Here is a 17,562-nt window from a genome sequence, read left to right on the forward strand (position 1 = left end):
GGACCCCCTCTAGTTCGGGCTGAAGGCCTGGCGGGTCAGGTCGATGGCCGGGAGCGAGGGCAGCCAGGCCAGCAGGGCGGTCTCCTTGCGCAGGAGCTCCAGTTCGCGGGTGAGGCGGGTGGCGGTGTCGGGGCAGGCGAGGAGCTCCTGCTTGACCGGGGTGGGCAGCACGGTCGCGGCGGCGACCAGGTAGGAGAGCACCTGCGGGTCGTCGGGGAGTTCGCGTTCGCCGCTGAGGCTGGCCTCCTTCGCGCCGGCCAGGCGCTTCTGGTAGGCCCGGAAGGCGCGGTCGACGCCGGAGGCGAGGGCGCCGGCGCCGGTGCCGGACTCCTCGGGCAGGACGGAGACGTTCCCGACCAGGTAGGGGCCGCTGGTGTCGACGGAGCGCAGCCGGATCCGGGTGGTGCCGGTGACGATCAGCTCGTAGCGGCCCTCGGCCTGCTCCCGGACGGAGGTGACGTCGGCGACGCACCCGACCTGGTGGAGTGCCTCCATCGGGTCGCCGGTGGTGGTGCCGAGCCCGTCGAGCGGGCCGGCGGGGTGTTCGTCGTCGCGGACGGGGGCGACCTCGCGGCCGTCCCTGATCGTGACGATGCCGAAGCGCCGCGGCTCGTCCTCCGGTTGCTTCAGCAGGTCGGCCACCAGGTGCCGGTACCGCTCCTCGAAGACGTGCAGGGGCAGCACCAGGCCCGGGAAGAGGACCGTGTTGAGCGGGAAGAGCGGGAGCCGTTCTGTCACGGCGGCAAGCGTAGTTGCCGCGGGCGTGCTCCTGTCGCCGGGTTTACCACCTGGTTGCGTGCCGGTCAGTTCCGCTGGAGGAGCCGGGTGACCCCGGCGACGGTGGTGGTGGCGAGTACCCAGCCGGTGAGGACGAGGGCGGCGGCGACCAGTTGGCCGGCGGTGCCGGGGTTCCAGCCGCCCTGGCCGAGGTCGACCAGCGGCAGCACCTTGCTGAGCGCGTACAGCGCGGGGACCCAGGTGGGGGCCTCGTCGGCCTTGAGCGGGGCGGGCGGGTGCCCGGTGAAGTACCAGGTGCCGGCGGCCCAGGCGAGGACCAGCCAGAGGGCGGCCCGGCCGGGCCGGTAGCCGTAGCCGATGGCGATGTCCTGGAGCCGGCCCCAGAGCCGGCCGGGCAGCGGCAGGGAGCGCCGGCGGCGGCGCTGCTTGGCGTACAGGACGGTGCGGGCGTCCTCGTCGGCGCCGTCGCGGCGCAGTGCGGCGGCCAGCTGCTCGTACGCCTCGGGCCGGTACTCGGGGGAGGAGCCGTCGAGCCAGGCGATCCGCCGCTCGACCGGGAAGGGCACGGTGGGCCGCAGCGACTCGTAGGTGAAGCCGGTGAGGCCGATCCGGTGGTGGCGCGGCCAGCTGGTGGGGGAGTCGACGAGGTTGCCGACCCGGGCGCGGCTGAGCGAGACGGCGCCGGTGGGCGGGGTGGGGCAGGCGAAGCGCAGTTCGGGGGTCTGGATCCGGCTGAGCGAGAGCTCCTGGCCGGCGCCGAGGTGGAACTCGGCGTCGGCGATCAGGCAGGCGTTGTCGAAGCGCCCGTCGGAGAGCCGGACCTTGCCCCAGGCCCGGAACGGGGTGCACGGGCGGCCCTCGGAATAGGGCTCGCCGTACCCGGAGCCGTACACCTCGGTGGAGCCGGCCCAGCCGCCGTCGTCCGAGCTGGAGAGGTAGAGGGTGTGGCCGACGGAGATCCGGGCGGCGTTGATCGCGTTGGGGTTGTTCGGGACGGAGCGCAGCTGGGCGCCGCGCAGCGAGAGCCGGCCGCCGATCCGGGCGGAGCGCAGGCTGAGCTCGCCGGTGAGTTCGATCCGGTCGGCCTCGAAGTCCTGGCTGACGGTGAGGCCGTCGGCGGAGAGCGCCCGGCCGTACTTGTCGGGGCCGACGACCGACTGGTTGAGCAGCAGGTCGGTGCCGAGCCGGGCGTCGGTGAGGCGGACGCCGCCGGGTATCCGGCAGCGGGCCAGGTGCAGGTCGCCCTCGGTGACCAGCCGGGAGGCCTCCAGACGGGGCAGGGCGCAGTCGACCAGGCGCAGGGTGCCGGCGCCGGCCTCGGACATCAGGACCTTGCGCTCGAAGCGGCAGGCGTGCAGCTCCACGTAGTGGCCGATGGCGCCGCCGGCCAGCCGCAGCGGGCCGGTGATCCGGGCGCCGGTGAGCTGCAGCGAGGCGACCCGCCCGGGGTGCGGTTCGGGGCCTGCCAGCAGCAGGTGGGCGAGGACCTCGGCGCGCACCGTCCGCTCCGCGCCCCACTCGTGGCCGCCGAACGGGTCGTCCGTCGCGGCGTCGTCCGCCCGCAGGTCGTACGGCACTCCGCTGCGGAACGCCTCCCAGAGCCCCTGCTCGGCAGGCGTCCAGTCGCTCGGCGGCTGCTCCACCGCTTCCTCCCCCGTGATGATCTTCGGCTGTCTCAGCCTTCGTATCACGGACTGAAATGCACGGAAGTCTGTTTCGACCACTCCTTACACTTGGCCCTGTGATCTCTCGAATCGATCTGCGCGGCTCCTCCACCGACCTGCGCACCGTGCTGCCCCGTGCCGAGTTCGACGTGGAAGCCGCCCTGGACAAGGTGCGGCCGATCGCGGAGGACGTACGCCATCGCGGCGTCGCGGCGCTGATCGAGATCACCGAGCGCTTCGACGGCGTGCGGCTTACCTCCACCCGGGTCCCGGCCGAGCAGCTGGACGAGGCCCTGGAGACGCTGGACCCGAAGGTGCGCGCCGCACTGGAGGAGTCGATCCGCCGCGCCCGCATCGTCCACGCCGACCAGCGCCGCGAGGGGCACACCACCCAGGTGGTGCCCGGCGGCACGGTCAGCCAGCGCTGGATCCCGGTCGACCGGGTCGGCCTGTACGTGCCCGGCGGCCTGGCGGTCTACCCGTCCTCCGTGGTGATGAACGTGGTCCCCGCGCAGGAGGCGGGCGTCCAGGGGATCGCGGTGTCCTCCCCGCCGCAGAAGGCCTTCGGCGGCCGGGTGCACCCGGCGATCCTGGCGGCGTGCAAGCTGCTCGGCGTGACCGAGGTGTACGCCGTCGGCGGCGCCCAGGCGGTCGCGATGTTCGCGCTCGGCACCGAGGAGTGCGAGCCGGTCAACCTGGTCACCGGCCCGGGCAACATCTACGTGACCGCCGCGAAGCGGCTGTTCGCCGGGAAGATCGGCATCGACTCCGAGGCCGGCCCGACCGAGATCATGGTCCTCGCCGACGACACCGCGGACGCCGCCGAGGTGGCCGCCGACCTGATCAGCCAGGCCGAGCACGGCCCGACCTCCGGCTCGGTGCTGGTCACCGACTCCGCCGCGCTGGCCGAGGCGGTCGAGGCCGAGCTGAAGACCCAGGTCGCCCGGACCAAGCACAGCGAGCGGGTGGCCGAGGCGCTGGGCGGCCCGCAGTCCGGGATCATCCTGGTCGACGACCTGGAGCAGGGCCTCGCGGTGGCCAACGCCTACGCCGCCGAACACCTGGAGATCCAGACCCGCGACCCGCGCGCGGTCGCCGCGAAGGTCCGCAACGCCGGCGCGATCTTCCTGGGCCGCTTCAGCCCCGTGTCGCTCGGCGACTACGCGGCCGGCTCCAACCACGTGCTGCCCACCGGCGGCTGCGCCTGCCACTCCTCCGGGCTGTCGGTGCAGGCGTTCCTGCGCGGCGTCCAGGTCGTCGAGTACGACCGCGAGGCGCTGGCCGGGATCGCCGCGCACGTGGTCAACCTGTCCACCGCCGAGGACCTGCCCGGTCACGGCGACGCCATCAAGGCCCGATTCGACTGGACGGTTCCGGACGCGTGACGAAGATCGACGACCTCCCCATCCGGGACGAGCTGCGCGGCCAGTCCCCCTACGGGGCGCCGCAGCTGGACGTCCCCGTCCAGCTGAACACCAACGAGAACCCGTACCAGCTGCCCGAGCCGCTGGTCGCCCGGATCGCCGAGCGGGTCGCCGAGGCCGCCCGCAACCTCAACCGGTACCCGGACCGCGACGCGGTCGAGCTGCGCACCGGCCTCGCCGCCTACCTGACCCGCACCACCGGCTTCCCGGTCACCCGCGGGCAGGTGTGGGCCGCCAACGGCTCCAACGAGGTCCTCCAGCAGCTGCTGCAGACCTTCGGCGGCCCCGGCCGCACCGCGATCGGCTTCGAGCCCTCGTACTCGATGCACGCGCTGATCGCCCGCGGCACCGGCACCGGCTGGATCTCCGGCCCGCGCAACGAGGACTTCACCGTCGACCTCGACGCGGCGGTCACGGCGATCGCCGAGCACCGGCCGAACGTGGTCTTCGTCTGCTCGCCGAACAACCCGACCGGCACCGCCGTCGCCGCCGAGACCGTGCTCGCCCTCTACGAGGCCGCCCAGGCCGCCGGGCCGAGCATCGTGATCGTCGACGAGGCGTACGTCGAGTTCTCGCACCGCGCCTCGCTGCTGCCGCTGCTGGAGGGCCGCCCCCACCTGGTGGTCACCCGCACCATGTCCAAGGCCTTCGGCGCGGCCGGCCTGCGGCTCGGCTACCTGGCCGCCGACCCGGCCGTGGTCGACGCGGTGCAGCTGGTCCGCCTGCCGTACCACCTCTCGGCGGTCACCCAGGCCACCGCGCTGGCCTGCCTGGAGCACACCGACACCCTGCTCGGGTACGTCGCGCAGCTCAAGGACGAGCGCGACCGGCTGGTCGACGCGCTGCGCGGCCTCGGCCTCGCGGTCACCGACTCCGACGCCAACTTCATCCAGTTCGGCCGCTTCGCCGACACCCACGCCGTCTGGCAGGCGATCCTCGACCGCGGCGTCCTGGTCCGCGACAACGGCGTGCCCGGGTGGCTGCGGGTCACCGCCGGCACCCCCGCCGAGAACGACGCCTTCCTGGACGCCGTCCGTTTCGTGATCAAGGAGCTGTAACCCCGTATGTCCCGTATCGGACGCGTTGAGCGCACCACCAAGGAGACCGCGGTCCTGGTCGAGATCGACCTCGACGGCACCGGCAAGACCGACATCTCCACGGGCGTCGGCTTCTACGACCACATGCTCGACCAGCTCGGCCGCCACGGCCTGTTCGACCTCACCGTCAAGACCGACGGCGACCTGCACATCGACACCCACCACACCATCGAGGACACCGCCCTCGCGCTCGGCGCCGCCTTCAAGCAGGCGCTCGGCGACAAGGTGGGCATCTACCGCTTCGGCAACTGCACCGTCCCGCTGGACGAGTCGCTCGCCCAGGTGACCGTCGACCTCTCCGGCCGCCCGTACCTGGTGCACACCGAGCCCGAGAACATGGCCCCCATGATCGGCGCGTACGACACCACCATGACCCGGCACATCCTGGAGTCGTTCGTCGCCCAGGCGCAGATCGCCCTGCACGTCCACGTGCCGTACGGCCGCAACGCCCACCACATCGTCGAGTGCCAGTTCAAGGCGCTCGCCCGGGCGCTGCGCTACGCCTCCGAGCGCGACCCGCGCGCGGCCGGCATCCTCCCCTCGACCAAGGGTGCACTGTGAGCAAGACCGCGATCGCCCTGATCACCGTGGGGCTGTTCCTGGCCGGCGGCTGCTACTCGTTCTGGAAGCAGAAGCTGCCCAAGGGTGTCATCGGCGTGCTCGCCATCGGCGCGGTCATGTGCCTCGCCGCTGGCGTCATGCGGCTCTAGAGACCGACGGAGACAGGAAACCGATGGGCAAGAACGTCGTGGTGCTGGACTACGGGTCCGGCAACCTCCGATCGGCGCAGCGAGCGGTCGAACGCACCGGCGCCGACGTCACCGTCACCTCCGACTTCGACGCCGCGATGAACGCCGACGGGCTGCTCGTCCCCGGCGTCGGCGCCTTCGAGGCCTGCATGCGCGGCCTCAAGGAGGTCCGCGGGGACTGGATCATCGGCCGCCGGCTCTCCGGCGGCCGCCCCGTGATGGGCATCTGCGTCGGCATGCAGATCCTCTTCGAGAAGGGCGTCGAGCACGGCGTCGAGACCGCCGGCTGCGACGAGTGGCCCGGCACCGTCGAGCCGCTGGACGCCCCGATCGTCCCGCACATGGGCTGGAACACCGTGGACGCCCCCGAGGGCAGCCGGATGTTCGCCGGGATGGACGCCGACACCCGGTTCTACTTCGTCCACTCCTACGGCGTGCGCACCTGGGAGCTGGAGGTGCACAGCGCGCGGATCAACGCGCCGCTGGTCACCTGGGCCACCCACGGGCAGCCGTTCGTCGCCGCCGTGGAGAACGGCCCGCTCTGGGCCACCCAGTTCCACCCCGAGAAGTCCGGCGACGCCGGCGCCGCCCTGCTGACCAACTGGGTCAACACCCTCTGACGCCTGGAGCACCTGATCGTGTCCCGCCTCGAACTCCTCCCCGCCGTCGACGTCCGCGACGGCCAGGCCGTCCGCCTGGTCAAGGGCGCCTCCGGCACCGAGACCTCCTTCGGCGAGCCGCTGGCCGCCGCCCTCGCCTGGCAGAACGCCGGCGCCGAGTGGCTCCACCTGGTCGACCTGGACGCCGCCTTCGGCACCGGCTCCAACCGCGAGCTGCTCGCCGAGGTCACCGGCCGCCTCGACATCAAGGTCGAGCTGTCCGGCGGCATCCGCGACGACGCCTCGCTGGCCGCCGCCCTCGCCACCGGCTGCACCCGGGTCAACCTCGGCACCGCCGCCCTGGAGACCCCCGAGTGGGTCGCCAAGGTCATCGCCGAGCACGGCGACAAGATCGCCGTCGGCCTCGACGTGGTCGGCACCACCCTGCGCGGCCGCGGCTGGACCCGCGACGGCGGCGACCTCTACGAGGTCCTCGCCCGCCTGGACTCCGAGGGCTGCGCCCGCTACGTCGTCACCGACGTCAACCGCGACGGCACCCTGACCGGCCCCAACCTGGAGCTGCTGCGCAACGTCTGCGCCGCCACCGACAAGCCCGTTGTCGCCTCCGGCGGCGTGTCGTCCCTGGACGACCTGCGGGCCATCGCCACCCTGGTTCCGGAGGGTGTCGAGGGCTCGATCGTGGGCAAGGCCCTCTACGAGCAGAAGTTCACTCTCGAAGAGGCCCTGGAGGCTGTGTCCCGATGACCGATTCCCCCGCTGTCACCGCCCGCGTCTCCGGTTTCTCCCCCTGGGAGGACGTGTACGGGTTCTCCCGGGCGGTGGCAGCCGGGGACTTCGTCCTCGTCTCGGGCTGCACCGCGTTCGACAACGGCCTGATCCACGGCGAGGGCGACCCGTACGAGCAGACCGTCGCCGCCTTCGGCCTGGCCCTCAAGGCCCTCGCCCACTACGGGCTGACCGAGGCGGACGTGGTCCGCACCCGGATGTACATCACCCACGTCCGCGACTCCGACGAGGTCGGCCGGGCGCACAAGAAACTCTTCGACGCGGTCCGGCCGGCCACCACCCTGGTCGTGGTCGAAGGCCTGATCGACTCCCGGATGATGGTGGAGGTCGAGGTCGACGCCCACCGCCCCGGTCTCGCGAACAGCCTGGAAGGCAGCAACCAGCCGTGACTCTTGCCGTACGTGTCATCCCCTGCCTGGACGTCGACGCCGGGCGGGTCGTCAAGGGCGTCAACTTCCAGAACCTCCGCGACGCCGGCGACCCCGTCGAGCTCGCCAAGCTCTACGACGCCCAGGGCGCCGACGAGTTGACCTTCCTCGACATCACCGCCTCGTCCGGCGACCGGGAGACCACCTACGACGTGGTCCGGCGGACCGCCGAGCAGGTCTTCATCCCGCTCACCGTCGGCGGCGGCGTGCGGACCGTCGACGACGTCAACAAGCTGCTGCGGGCCGGCGCCGACAAGGTCGGCGTCAACACCGCCGCGATCACCCGGCCCGACCTCATCCGGGAGATCGCGGAGCGGTTCGGCCGGCAGGTGCTGGTGCTCTCCGTCGACGCCCGCCGCTGCCCCGAGGGCACCGTCACGCCGTCCGGCTTCGAGGTCACCACGCACGGAGGACGGCAGGGCACCGGGCTCGACGCGATCGAGTGGGCCGCGCGGGCCGCGGAGCTCGGCGCCGGCGAGATCCTGCTCAACTCGATGGACGCCGACGGCACCAAGGACGGCTACGACCTGGAGATGATCCGGGCCGCCCGCAAGGCCGTCTCCATCCCCGTCATCGCCTCCGGCGGCGCCGGCAAGCTCGCCGACTTCGCCCCCGCGGTCGACGCCGGCGCGGACGCGGTGCTGGCCGCCAGCGTCTTCCACTTCGGCGACCTGACGATCGGCCAGGTCAAGGACGAACTGAGGAACACCGGGCACCCGGTCCGCTAGCCTGCAGGGCATCGTTTTCAGGGGCTCGGGGAACTGCGAGGCCAGCCCCGTGGTCGGCGTCGCAGTTCTCCCCCAGCCTTCGGCCGGGAGGTACCCCCACGAGCCCCTGTTGTGGTTGATCTACTGCCTCGGCTCGGGCTTGAGCAGCGCGAACGTGGCGCCGAAGGGGTCGGCCACGATCGCGATCCGGCCGACCGTCGGGACGTCGTCCGCGGGCATGACCACCGTGCCGCCCGCGGCCGTCGCCGCGGCGACCGTCGCGTCGGTGTCGGCGACGGCGAAGTACACCAGCCAGCCGGCGTCCATCCCCGGGTGCACGCCGGCGACCCCGCCGAACGCGGCCGCCGGGTCGTCACCGCCGCTCTCCGTCATCAGCACCGTGTACTCGACGCCCGGGATCCCCGGGTCGCCGGCCCGCCAGTCGAACAGCGACTGGTAGAAGCCGACGGTCGCCTTCTGGTCGTCGGTGTGCAGCTCCGCCCAGACGAAGGTGTTGTCCTCGCCCACCGCGTCGAGGCCCTTGGTCTCGCCCGGCTGCCAGACGGCGAACTGCCCGCCCGCCGGGTCGGTGAACTGGCCCATCGAGCCGGCGGCCATCACGTCCATCGGGGGGACGCGGACCACGCCGCCGCCCTGCTCGACGCCCTTGGCCGTGGCGGCGGCGTCCGGGGTCGAGAAGTAGACCGTCCAGCCGGACTTCGCGCCCTCCTCGGTGAGCGGGCCGATCGCCGCGACGGTGTCGCCGTCCTGCTGGAAGAAGCCGTAGCCGCCGGCGTCCGGACCGGCCGACTGCAGGCTCCAGCCGAACGTCGCCTCGTAGAAGGCGGCGGCCGCCGCGGTGTCGGGGCTGCCGAGGTCGATCCAGCAGACGGAACCCTTGGTGTAGTCGGTGGTCACCATGCGCGTACTCCTTCGGACGGCTGTGGACATGCCGGGATGACCGTCCGTCGGCGCTGTGACGTACGGCACGTTCCCGAGCCATCGTCAGGCTGGCACACCCCACTGACAACTCGGCGGGACCGGGCGGATCAGGGGAGCGGGAGCACCCGGGCGAGCGCCGCCACCGCCTCCGGTGCGCCGTCCGCGACCACCGCCGCGCGGGCTCCGCGCCCGTACGCGAACAGCACCAGCTCGCCGGGCTCGCCGGTGACGGTGACCGTCGGGCCGTCCTTCGGGCCCACCGTGGCGGTGCGGCCGTCCGGGCGGGCCAGGGTCAGCCGGACCGGCGGCTTGGCGCCGGCGCCGAACCGGACGACCATCGGCAGCCGCTTCCACAGCGCGTCCGCGAGCCGCGGGTCCGGCTCCGCGGGCGACGGGTCGTCGCCCGCCCGGCGGACGTCCTCGGCGTGGACGAAGTACTCGATCAGGTTGGCCGCCTCGTCCGCGCCCGGGAGGGCGAACAGCGAGACCGTCGGCGGCCCCGACCGGAAGGTCCGCACCAGTTCCTCGTAGGGGCGGGCGGCGTAGCCGTCCTGCACCCGCTGCGTCCACCCGGCCAGCGCCTTCACCTGGATCCCGGCGGCGGCGTCCATCCGCCGCTCCCGCAGCACCAGGTGGGCCGCCATGTCCCTGGTCGTCCACCCCGCACACAGCGTCCCGGCGTCCGGCCCCGCCGCTTCCAGCAGCCCGGCCAGTCGCTCCCGCTCACCCCGCGCAAATGTCATGGCGCCAACCATAGAACCGCCCCCGGACGCCCGGTCTTGAAGGTCCGCCGTCGGCGGAGGATCGTGGAGGCACGGCTGGGCACGGGCCGGCGGACGGTCGAGTCCGAGGGGGCCCATGGAGAGTGCCATGACGTTCGTCCAGATCGTCGAGTGCAGGACCGACCAGGTCGACGCCCTCAACAGCCTGATGGACACCTGGGTGGAGCAGACCCAGGGCCGGCGGACCGCCACCCACTCGATCGTCGGCACGGACCGCGACAACATGCGGCACGTGGTCGAGATCGTCGAGTTCCCCTCCTACGAAGAGGCGATGCGCAACTCGGACCTGCCGGAGACCGACCGGATCTTCCGCGAGATGGTCGCGCTCTGCGACGAACCGCCCACCTTCACCAACCTCGACGTGGTCCGCGACGAGCAGCTCAACAAGGAGCTCGCGATGCGGTTCTTCGCCGTCGCCAACGGCCCCGACGACGTGATGATCGACAGCTTCGTCGCCGCCGACTACCACGACCACGACCCGGGTGCCCCGATGCAGAGCCAGAGCCGCGAGGACCTCAAACGCCAGATGGAGATGTGGCGCGGAGCCTTCGACTTCACCATGAACGTCGAGGACATGATGGCCGAGGGCGACCAGGTCTGCTGTCGCTGGTCGCTGCGCGGCAAGCACACCGGCGAGTTCATGGGCCTGCCGGCCACCGACAAGGTGGTCGAGGTGACCGGCACCACCATGATGCGGTTCAAAGACGGCATGCTGGCCGAGTCCTGGTGGCAGTGGGACAACGCCGGCATGCTGCGCCAGCTCGGCCTGATCAAGATGTAGCGGCTACTTCAGGTGCCCGGTCAGCTTCCGGCCGTGCTGCTGGTTGCTGACGGTCATCGTGCAGGTGGCCTCGTGCATGCCCTGCTTGTAGAAGTCCAGGTACGGGCCGATCGGGAAGCCGTAGTAGGGGCCGCCGCCGCCCTGGCGCTGCTCCCACTCGGCCAGCGGGGCCTTGCACAGCTCGCGCAGGGTGCGGCCGATCAGGGCGTCGTTGGTGAGCCCGTCGGGCAGGACCACGTTGGCGATCGCCTCGCCGTCGTGGGTCTGCTCGCACGGGCGCGCCTCGGCGCGCGTGATCGCCTCGCTGAGCTGCGGGTGGTCGAAGCAGGTGCCCGGTGTGAAGTACGGGTACGGCAGCACCCGGGACGGGCTCGGCGAGGGGCTGGGGGAGGCGCTCGGCGGCGGGGGCAGGGCCTGCTTCTTCTTCCCGTCCGGCCACAGCAGGACGGCCACGCCGACCACCAGCACCAGCACGGCGGCCACCACGGCCCAGATCCGTCGCTTGCCCACCCCGACCCCCTCAGTTCCAGCGGCTGCCCATTGTGACCGCAGAGCCGGGGCGGCGTCAGGGGTTCGGCGCTACTGCCCGTCGTCGAGGGCGGCGAGGTGCCGCTCCACCGACGCGACCTTGGCGGTCAGGCCGCCGGTCACCCCCACCCGGTCGTCGATCTTGATCACGGTGGAGACCCGGTTGCTGTACGCCTTCACCGCCTCGATCGCGGCCCGCACCACCGGCATCACCTCGTCCCACTCGCCCTCGACGCTGGTGAACATGGCGTCCGTCCGGTTCGGCAGCCCACTCGCCCGCACCACCTTCACGGCGGCGGCCACCGCCTCACCGACGTCCTCCCCGATCCCCAGCGGCGTCACCGAGAACGCGACGATCATCCTGGTACTCCTTCACTCCCGAGGGTCGACCCGGCCACCTTACGACCCGTCACTCCGGGTCGGTGAAGACGGCGAGGGCGGCGTCGCGGACGTCGGGCCGCGGGTGGCTGCGGAGCGCGGCCAGTTCGTTCCGCCAGTCCTCGGACCAGCCGCCGGACCGGCCGCCGCCGGCGACCACGGTGACGGCGAAGAGGCCCGCGGCCGTTCCGCCGTCCGTGCGGAGCAGCCGGGCGGTGGCGAGCGCCGCCCCGGTGGGCGCCGTGACCTGGGAGCGGCGGCGCAGGTGCTCGGCGGCGGTCGCGGCGAGGACCGGACGGTCCCTCAGCAGCCGGGCGAGGTGGAGGAGTCGCCCGCCGGCGTCCGGGGCGTCCGGGCTGATCGCGGTGACCAGCACGGGCACGGCCGTCGGCAGCAGGGACGGCTCGTCGGCGAGCAGCAGGCCGAGTGCCCAGCGGGTGGCGCTCTGGGTGACGGCCGGCGCGTTGAAGCTGTACCAGGACTGGGCGAGGGTCTCGATCCGCTGGCGGGCCGGCTGGTCCCGCCCGGGCCGTGCGGGTTCACCGGACCGGACGGCGGCGACCAGGGCGGCCAGGGTGTCGGCGAGGACGCTGCCGGGCGCGCAGCCGCCGAGCGGGTGCGGGGCGTCGCTGTGGGCGACCGTGGCGAGCGCGCCGGCGGCGGCCCGCCAGCCCTCGCGCAGGCCGAGCGCGGTGACGGGGGCGGCGAGCGCGGCCACCGCCTCGGGGGCGTGGCGGACCCAGCCGGTGAACTCCCGTCGGGCCGGGTCGGCGACGTCGTGGTGGTCGGGGTCGGTCAGCAGCCGGGCGAGCAGGGCCGCGAACCGCGGTCGGTCGGCGGCGGGCAGCTCGTGCGGGCGGACCGCGCCGAGCAGCGGGGTGCGCTGCCAGGACGGGCCGTCGGCTGCCTCGGTGAGGACGTCCCAGAGCGCGAGGTCGGCGAGCCGGGCGAGGGCCGCGGTGATCACGGCGCGCCGGACGTCGGGGTGCTGGCCGGGCATCCGGTGGGCGGCCCGCAGCAGGGCCGCGCCCTCGGGGACGGGCAGCCGGTCGGCGGCCAGCCGGACGGCCTGCTTGCGGCTGGTCACCTTGGCGGCCGGGTCGACGGCGATCCGGTGCAGCGCGGGTGCGAGGAGGTCGGCCGCCGCGTACCGGGCGGCCCGGCCGGCCGCGGCCAGGGCGACCCGGGCACGGTCGTCCCCGGCGTGGGCGAGCAGCGCGGGCAGGGTGTCGGCGGGGTGCTCCGTCCAGGGCAGGGCGGCCAGCGCCGCTTCGGCGAGGACGGTGTCGGGGGAGCCCGCGTACCGGTGCAGCAGGTCGAGGCCGACGGTGGGCAGCGGGGCGGCCGCGGCGAGCAGGGCGGCGCGTTCGTCGAGCGGGCGGTCCGGGTCGGCGAGGCCCGCGGCGAGCAGGTCGGCGGCCGCCCGGTGCTGGGCCGGTGTCCAGCGGTCGGCGGCGGTGGTGTCGGGCCGGGCGGGGGCGAAGCGGGCGCCGGGCCCGGCGGGGGTGAGCAGTGCGTCCAGCAGGTCGGTGCGGTGCCGAGTCAGGACGGCCTGGACGGCCGGTCGGGTGGCGGCGCTCGGTTCCAGTGCCAGGACCGCTTCCACCCGGTCGGCGCGGCCGGCCGGGTCGGCCAGCAGGTGCCCGGCGGCCCGGTCGAACGCCGCGTCGCCGCCCGTGCGTAGCACGCCTTCGAGCAGGGCGAGGAGGACGGGGGAACGCCGGGTGCGGGCGCCGAGGGCGTCGGCGACGGCCAGCAGCAGCTCGGCGTCCGGGGTCGCGGCGGAGCGTTCCAGGGCCGGGCGGAGCCGCTCCACCAGGGCGTCGGCCGGGCCCGGCGGCAGGGCCAGCGGCGGCAGCGGCAGTGCGGCGGGGCGGAGCCGGGCGAAGGTCCGGGCCGCCCAGTCGGTGATCTCCGGGACGGCGTCGGGCGCTCCCAGCACGGCGAGGACGAACCGGCCCAGCCCGATCCGGGTGCCCGGCGAGCAGTCGCGGGCGGCGAGGGCGTCGTCGGTGATCCGGTCGAGCGGGCCGGCGGCGGCGGGTTCGAGCAGTCGGACCGGGATCGCACCGAGGCCTCGCAGGGCGTCGTTCCGGACCGGGTCCTGCTCGTTGCGCAGCTGCCCGAGCAGTTCCAGCGCCTCGGTGACCGTCGCCGGGTCACCGGAGTGGGCGGCCTGGGACACCACCAGCAACCAGGCGTAGCCGCGCTCCTCGGGGTCGGGGGCGTGGGTCGGTTCCAGCAGCCGGGGCCTGGCCTCCTCGGTCGGCAGCAGGGCCAGCCAGTGGCGTTCGCCCGGCTCCTCGGCGAGCAGGGCCCGGGCCCGCGCCCACCGCTCGGCCGGGGGCAGGGTGGCGAGGACGTCGGACCGGTCCCAGTACCGGTAGTCCCCCGGAAGGGCGGCCACCAGGTCGAGGAGGCCGGCGCGCTGCTCGGCGGGCAGGGCGCGCAGCAGGGCCAGGAGGTCCGCACTGTTGCGCCGTCCCAGCCGGGCCCGCCCGGTGAGGTCGGTCGCGCTCAGCGCGCGGACCAGCGCGGGCCGCATCGGCGGGACGTGCCGGTCGTGCGGAACGGTGAGCAGCAGCCGGACGGTGCGGTCGGCGTCGACGGCGGCGAGGTCCGGCAGCCGGTCGCGCAGCGGGCCGGGGAAGGACCTCGGCGGGTGGCGTTCCAGCAGCTCCAGTGCCCGCAGCGGCCGCTGCCCGGCCGCCGCGGCCAGGCCGGGGGCGTGCCACTCCCAGTACGTCGGGCGCAGCGTGAACGGCAGCTCGGCGAGCTCCTGCGCGGCGAGGTCGAGGACGGCGTCCGGATGACGCCGGCCGAGGGTGGTGGTGAAGGTGAACGCGTGGGCCAGGACGGGCAGTTCGCGGGCCACCACGGCGGGCGGGCAGAGCGGCAGCAGCGGTGCGGCGGCGGCCGCGCCCCAGCGCTCGCGCAGCGCGGGCAGCAGCCGTTCGGCCAGCTCGGCGCGGCGGGCCCGCAGCACGGTGCGGACCAGTTCGTCCCGGATCGCCGGGCCGGCCGTCAGGACGGCCCGGGCGACCGCCTCGTCGGGGACGGGCAGGGCCCGGATCGCGCGGTGGGCGTAGCGGCGGACCACGCGGTCGGGGTCGGTGAGGTGCTCGGTCAGCCAGGCGGTGTCCCGGCCGGCGAAGGCGGCCAGGGCGGCGAGGCGGCGGCCGTACGGGCCGTGGGCGGCGAGCTCCGCCAGCAGGGGTGCGCGTGCGCCGGGGTCGAGGGCGGCGGCGGTGCGGGCCACCGTGCGCAGGCGGAGCGGATGGGACAGCGGGTCGACGTCGGCGAGCAGCCGGTCGGCGGTGAGTCGTGGCATCGGCGGCGATTCTGCCGACGTGCCGCGTCGATCGCACCGGGTTTTCGCGGTAGTACGCTGTCGGGCGGCACGACCCGGTTCGAAGGGTCGAATTTCATGCGGGTCGGAATCGTCGGGCACGAGGGGCTCTCCGAGATCTCCGAGATGCTCGTCCGGGGTGAGCTCTGGCGGCTCGTCACGTCGTACGGTGCGTACGACCTGGTCGGTGTCGGCTGCCTGGCCGAGGGGCCGGAGACGTGGTTCGCGCAGGCGGTGCTGGACCACGGCGGCAAGGTCGAGGCGATCGTCTCGGCGAGTGCCGGGCGGGTCGGGGCGTTCGGCGGCGAGGGGTGTTCGCGCACCCGGCAGCGGCTGCTCAACGAGGCGAACGCGGTGCACCGGCTGGCGGCCGAGGAGGTCGGCGGGCTGGGGGACGACACCTGCCGGGCGCTGGTCGGCATGGTCGAGGAGCTGATCGCGGTGTGGGACGGCGAACCCGGCAGCGAACCGGCGCGGGTGGTCGGGGCGGCGCAGCAGGCCGGGCTGTACGTCCAGGTGGTGTGGCCGGACGGCTGCGAGAGCCCGCGTCCGCGTCCGTAGCGGTGTCCGCCGGTTGGGAAGGCGCGTCGTCGGAGGCGTGGGGCCTGCGAGAATGACGGCATGTCCAGCTCTCCCGCCGCCCCCGGTTCCACGTCCCTCGACCCGGCGATCGCGGCCCGCCTCAAGCGCACCGAGGACGGCCTGCTGCCCGCCGTCGCCCAGCAGTACGACACCGGCGAGGTGTTGATGCTCGGCTGGATGGACGACGAGGCGCTGCACCGCACCCTGACCACCGGCCGCTGCACGTACTGGAGCCGCAGCCGCAGCGAGTACTGGGTGAAGGGCGACACCTCGGGTCACGTCCAGCACGTGAAGAGCGTGGCGCTGGACTGCGACGGCGACACCCTGCTGGTCCAGGTCGACCAGGTCGGCGCCGCCTGCCACACCGGCGACCGGACGTGCTTCGACGCCGACGTCCTGACGGCCGCTCGCTAACCTTGCTCCACCTGTCCGATCCCCACTGTCCGACCGACCGAACGGTGCCGCCCGCCATGGACCTCGCCGCCTTCCGTACGCTCGCCGCAGACACCCGGGTCATCCCGGTGACCCGCCGCCTCCTCGCGGACGGCCTCACCCCGATCGGCGTCTACCGCTCGCTCGCCGCCGAGCGGCCCGGCACCTTCCTGCTGGAGTCCGCCGAGCAGGGACGCAGCTGGTCCCGCTACTCCTTCGTCGGGGTGCGCAGCGGCGCCGTGCTGACCGTCGACGAGCAGGGCGGGGCCCGCTGGCTGGGCGAGCCGCCGGTCGGCATCCCGCGGACCGGCGACCCGCTGGAGGTGCTGCGCGCGACGCTGGAGGCGCTGCACACGCCGCGGCACACCGACGACGGGCTGCCGCCGCTGACCGGCGGCCTGGTCGGCTACCTGGGCTACGACGTGGTGCGGCGGCTGGAGAAGCTGCCCCAGCTGACGCCGGACGACCTGAAACTGCCGGAGCTGACGCTGCTGCTGGCGACCGACCTGGCGGTGCTGGACCACGTCGACGGGACGGTCACCCTGATCGCCAACGCGGTCAACCACAACGACCTGGCGACCGGCGTCGAGGACGCGTACGCCGACGCGGTGGCCCGGCTGGACGCGATGGAGGCCGACCTGCGCAGGCCGGTCGACCCCGGGCTCGCCACCTTCACCCCGACCGGCGCGGACGCCCGCTCGCCGTTCGGCGGGGAGCCGTACCGCAAGGCGGTCGAGGTGGTGAAGGAGCGGATCCGGGCCGGCGAGGCGTTCCAGGTGGTGCCCTCGCAGCGGTTCGAGGCGCCCTGCCCGGCGTCGGCCCTGGACGTGTACCGGGTGCTGCGCACGACCAACCCCAGCCCGTACATGTACCTGTTCCGCTTCCCCGGGCCGGACGGCGGTGCGGAGGGCGGCTTCGACGTGGTCGGGTCCAGCCCGGAGGCGCTGGTGAAGGTCGCCGAGGGCGAGGCGATGGTGCACCCGATCGCCGGCACCCGGCACCGCGGCGCCACCCCGCACGAGGACGCCGAGCTCGCGGCCGAGCTGCTCGCCGACCCCAAGGAGCGGGCGGAGCACCTGATGCTGGTCGACCTGGGCCGCAACGACCTCGGGCGGGTCTGCGAGCCCGGCTCGGTCGAGGTGGTGGAGTTCATGCAGGTCGAGCGGTACAGCCACGTGATGCACATCGTCTCCACGGTCACCGGGAAGGTCGCGCCGGGCCGCAGCGCGCTGGACGTGCTCACCGCGTGCTTCCCCGCCGGGACGCTCTCGGGGGCGCCCAAGCCGCGGGCCATGCAGATCATCGAGGAGCTGGAGCCGACCCGCCGCGGGCTGTACGGCGGCTGCGTCGGGTACCTGGACTTCGCGGGCGACTCGGACACCGCGATCGCGATCCGCACGGCCGTGATCCGCGACAGCACCGCCTACGTCCAGGCGGGCGCGGGCGTGGTCGCCGACTCCGACCCGCACGCCGAGGACACCGAGTGCCGCAACAAGGCCGCGGCGGTCCTCCGCGCGGTCGCCACCGCGGCGACCATCGCCTAGGGCACGGCCCCTGTCGGGGCCCGGCGTTCGC

19 protein-coding genes are annotated in these 17,562 nt (G+C 73.9%); 12 read left to right on the forward strand and 7 right to left on the reverse strand.

Annotated elements, in window-relative coordinates:
• Window positions 1-9: 9 nt before the first annotated feature.
• Window positions 10-738, reverse strand: coding sequence for an LON peptidase substrate-binding domain-containing protein (locus ACGFX4_RS18135; protein ID WP_393074973.1), 729 nt, complete (start codon window positions 736-738; stop codon window positions 10-12).
• Between the two features lie 65 nt (window positions 739-803).
• Window positions 804-2,381: an oxidoreductase gene (locus ACGFX4_RS18140; RefSeq protein ID WP_393074976.1), complete on the reverse strand. Its 1,578-nt coding sequence runs from the start codon at window positions 2,379-2,381 to the stop codon at window positions 804-806.
• Between the two features lie 98 nt (window positions 2,382-2,479).
• Here ACGFX4_RS18140 and hisD point away from each other — a divergent pair, with 98 nt between their 5' ends.
• The 8 genes from hisD to hisF are packed head-to-tail and all read left to right on the forward strand — an operon-like array spanning window position 2,480 to window position 8,234.
• Entirely contained in the window at window positions 2,480-3,787 is a 1,308-nt protein-coding gene (hisD, locus tag ACGFX4_RS18145) for a histidinol dehydrogenase (RefSeq protein WP_393074979.1), read from the forward strand.
• Window positions 3,784-4,884: a histidinol-phosphate transaminase gene (locus ACGFX4_RS18150; protein WP_393074982.1), complete on the forward strand. Its 1,101-nt coding sequence runs from the start codon at window positions 3,784-3,786 to the stop codon at window positions 4,882-4,884. The genes hisD and ACGFX4_RS18150 overlap by 4 nt, the downstream gene beginning before the upstream one ends.
• Before the next feature lie 6 nt (window positions 4,885-4,890).
• A complete protein-coding gene (hisB, locus tag ACGFX4_RS18155; RefSeq protein ID WP_393074985.1) occupies window positions 4,891-5,484 on the forward strand; it encodes an imidazoleglycerol-phosphate dehydratase HisB in 594 nt (197 codons plus the stop codon).
• Window positions 5,481-5,633, forward strand: coding sequence for a hypothetical protein (locus tag ACGFX4_RS18160; protein WP_345696575.1), 153 nt, complete (start codon window positions 5,481-5,483; stop codon window positions 5,631-5,633). Before hisB ends, ACGFX4_RS18160 begins: the two co-directional genes overlap by 4 nt.
• Window positions 5,634-5,656: 23 nt before the next feature.
• A complete protein-coding gene (hisH, locus tag ACGFX4_RS18165; protein WP_345696574.1) occupies window positions 5,657-6,292 on the forward strand; it encodes an imidazole glycerol phosphate synthase subunit HisH in 636 nt (211 codons plus the stop codon).
• Window positions 6,293-6,310: 18 nt separating this feature from the next.
• Entirely contained in the window at window positions 6,311-7,036 is a 726-nt protein-coding gene (priA, locus tag ACGFX4_RS18170; RefSeq protein WP_253801871.1) for a bifunctional 1-(5-phosphoribosyl)-5-((5-phosphoribosylamino)methylideneamino)imidazole-4-carboxamide isomerase/phosphoribosylanthranilate isomerase PriA, read from the forward strand.
• On the forward strand, window positions 7,033-7,467 hold the full coding sequence (locus tag ACGFX4_RS18175; RefSeq protein ID WP_393074990.1) for a RidA family protein: 435 nt from the start codon (window positions 7,033-7,035) through the stop codon (window positions 7,465-7,467). Before priA ends, ACGFX4_RS18175 begins: the two co-directional genes overlap by 4 nt.
• Window positions 7,464-8,234 carry an imidazole glycerol phosphate synthase subunit HisF gene (gene hisF, locus ACGFX4_RS18180; protein WP_393074993.1) on the forward strand — a complete coding sequence of 257 codons (771 nt, stop codon included), beginning with the start codon at window positions 7,464-7,466 and terminating at the stop codon, window positions 8,232-8,234. Before ACGFX4_RS18175 ends, hisF begins: the two co-directional genes overlap by 4 nt.
• 120 nt (window positions 8,235-8,354) lie before the next feature.
• On the opposite strand, the gene ACGFX4_RS18185 is transcribed toward hisF, so the two are convergent.
• On the reverse strand, window positions 8,355-9,134 hold the full coding sequence (locus ACGFX4_RS18185; protein WP_393074996.1) for a VOC family protein: 780 nt from the start codon (window positions 9,132-9,134) through the stop codon (window positions 8,355-8,357).
• A 128-nt stretch (window positions 9,135-9,262) separates the two neighbouring features.
• Entirely contained in the window at window positions 9,263-9,898 is a 636-nt protein-coding gene (locus ACGFX4_RS18190) for a TIGR03085 family metal-binding protein (protein ID WP_345696569.1), read from the reverse strand.
• A gap of 127 nt (window positions 9,899-10,025) precedes the next feature.
• Between ACGFX4_RS18190 and ACGFX4_RS18195 the strand changes: the two genes are divergently transcribed.
• Window positions 10,026-10,718, forward strand: coding sequence for an ester cyclase (locus tag ACGFX4_RS18195; protein WP_393074999.1), 693 nt, complete (start codon window positions 10,026-10,028; stop codon window positions 10,716-10,718).
• A gap of 3 nt (window positions 10,719-10,721) precedes the next feature.
• Here the strand turns inward: ACGFX4_RS18195 and ACGFX4_RS18200 are convergent, their stop codons facing one another.
• The 3 genes from ACGFX4_RS18200 to ACGFX4_RS18210 all read right to left on the reverse strand — a co-directional run bounded on the left by ACGFX4_RS18200 (window position 10,722) and on the right by ACGFX4_RS18210 (window position 14,955).
• Window positions 10,722-11,228, reverse strand: a complete 507-nt coding sequence (locus ACGFX4_RS18200; RefSeq protein ID WP_393075002.1) for a hypothetical protein — start codon at window positions 11,226-11,228, stop codon at window positions 10,722-10,724.
• 69 nt (window positions 11,229-11,297) lie between these two features.
• The gene (locus ACGFX4_RS18205; RefSeq protein ID WP_345696566.1) at window positions 11,298-11,606 is read right to left on the reverse strand and encodes an MTH1187 family thiamine-binding protein; all 309 of its coding nucleotides are present in this window, start codon (window positions 11,604-11,606) and stop codon (window positions 11,298-11,300) included.
• A gap of 49 nt (window positions 11,607-11,655) precedes the next feature.
• Entirely contained in the window at window positions 11,656-14,955 is a 3,300-nt protein-coding gene (locus tag ACGFX4_RS18210; RefSeq protein WP_393075005.1) for a hypothetical protein, read from the reverse strand.
• Between the two features lie 96 nt (window positions 14,956-15,051).
• On the opposite strand from ACGFX4_RS18210, the gene ACGFX4_RS18215 reads away from it, so the two are divergent.
• From ACGFX4_RS18215 to ACGFX4_RS18225, 3 genes are read left to right on the forward strand one after another with little or no spacing between them, the layout of a single operon-like run.
• Complete coding sequence (locus ACGFX4_RS18215; RefSeq protein ID WP_393075007.1) at window positions 15,052-15,534, forward strand: hypothetical protein; 483 nt, start codon at window positions 15,052-15,054, stop codon at window positions 15,532-15,534.
• Window positions 15,535-15,594: 60 nt separating this feature from the next.
• A complete protein-coding gene (gene hisI, locus ACGFX4_RS18220; protein ID WP_345696564.1) occupies window positions 15,595-15,969 on the forward strand; it encodes a phosphoribosyl-AMP cyclohydrolase in 375 nt (124 codons plus the stop codon).
• 56 nt (window positions 15,970-16,025) lie between these two features.
• Window positions 16,026-17,531, forward strand: a complete 1,506-nt coding sequence (locus ACGFX4_RS18225) for an anthranilate synthase component I (RefSeq protein ID WP_393075010.1) — start codon at window positions 16,026-16,028, stop codon at window positions 17,529-17,531.
• Window positions 17,532-17,562 lie beyond the last annotated feature (31 nt).

Source organism: Kitasatospora sp. NPDC048365, from assembly GCF_043200835.1.
Classification (GTDB): domain Bacteria; phylum Actinomycetota; class Actinomycetes; order Streptomycetales; family Streptomycetaceae; genus Kitasatospora; species Kitasatospora terrestris.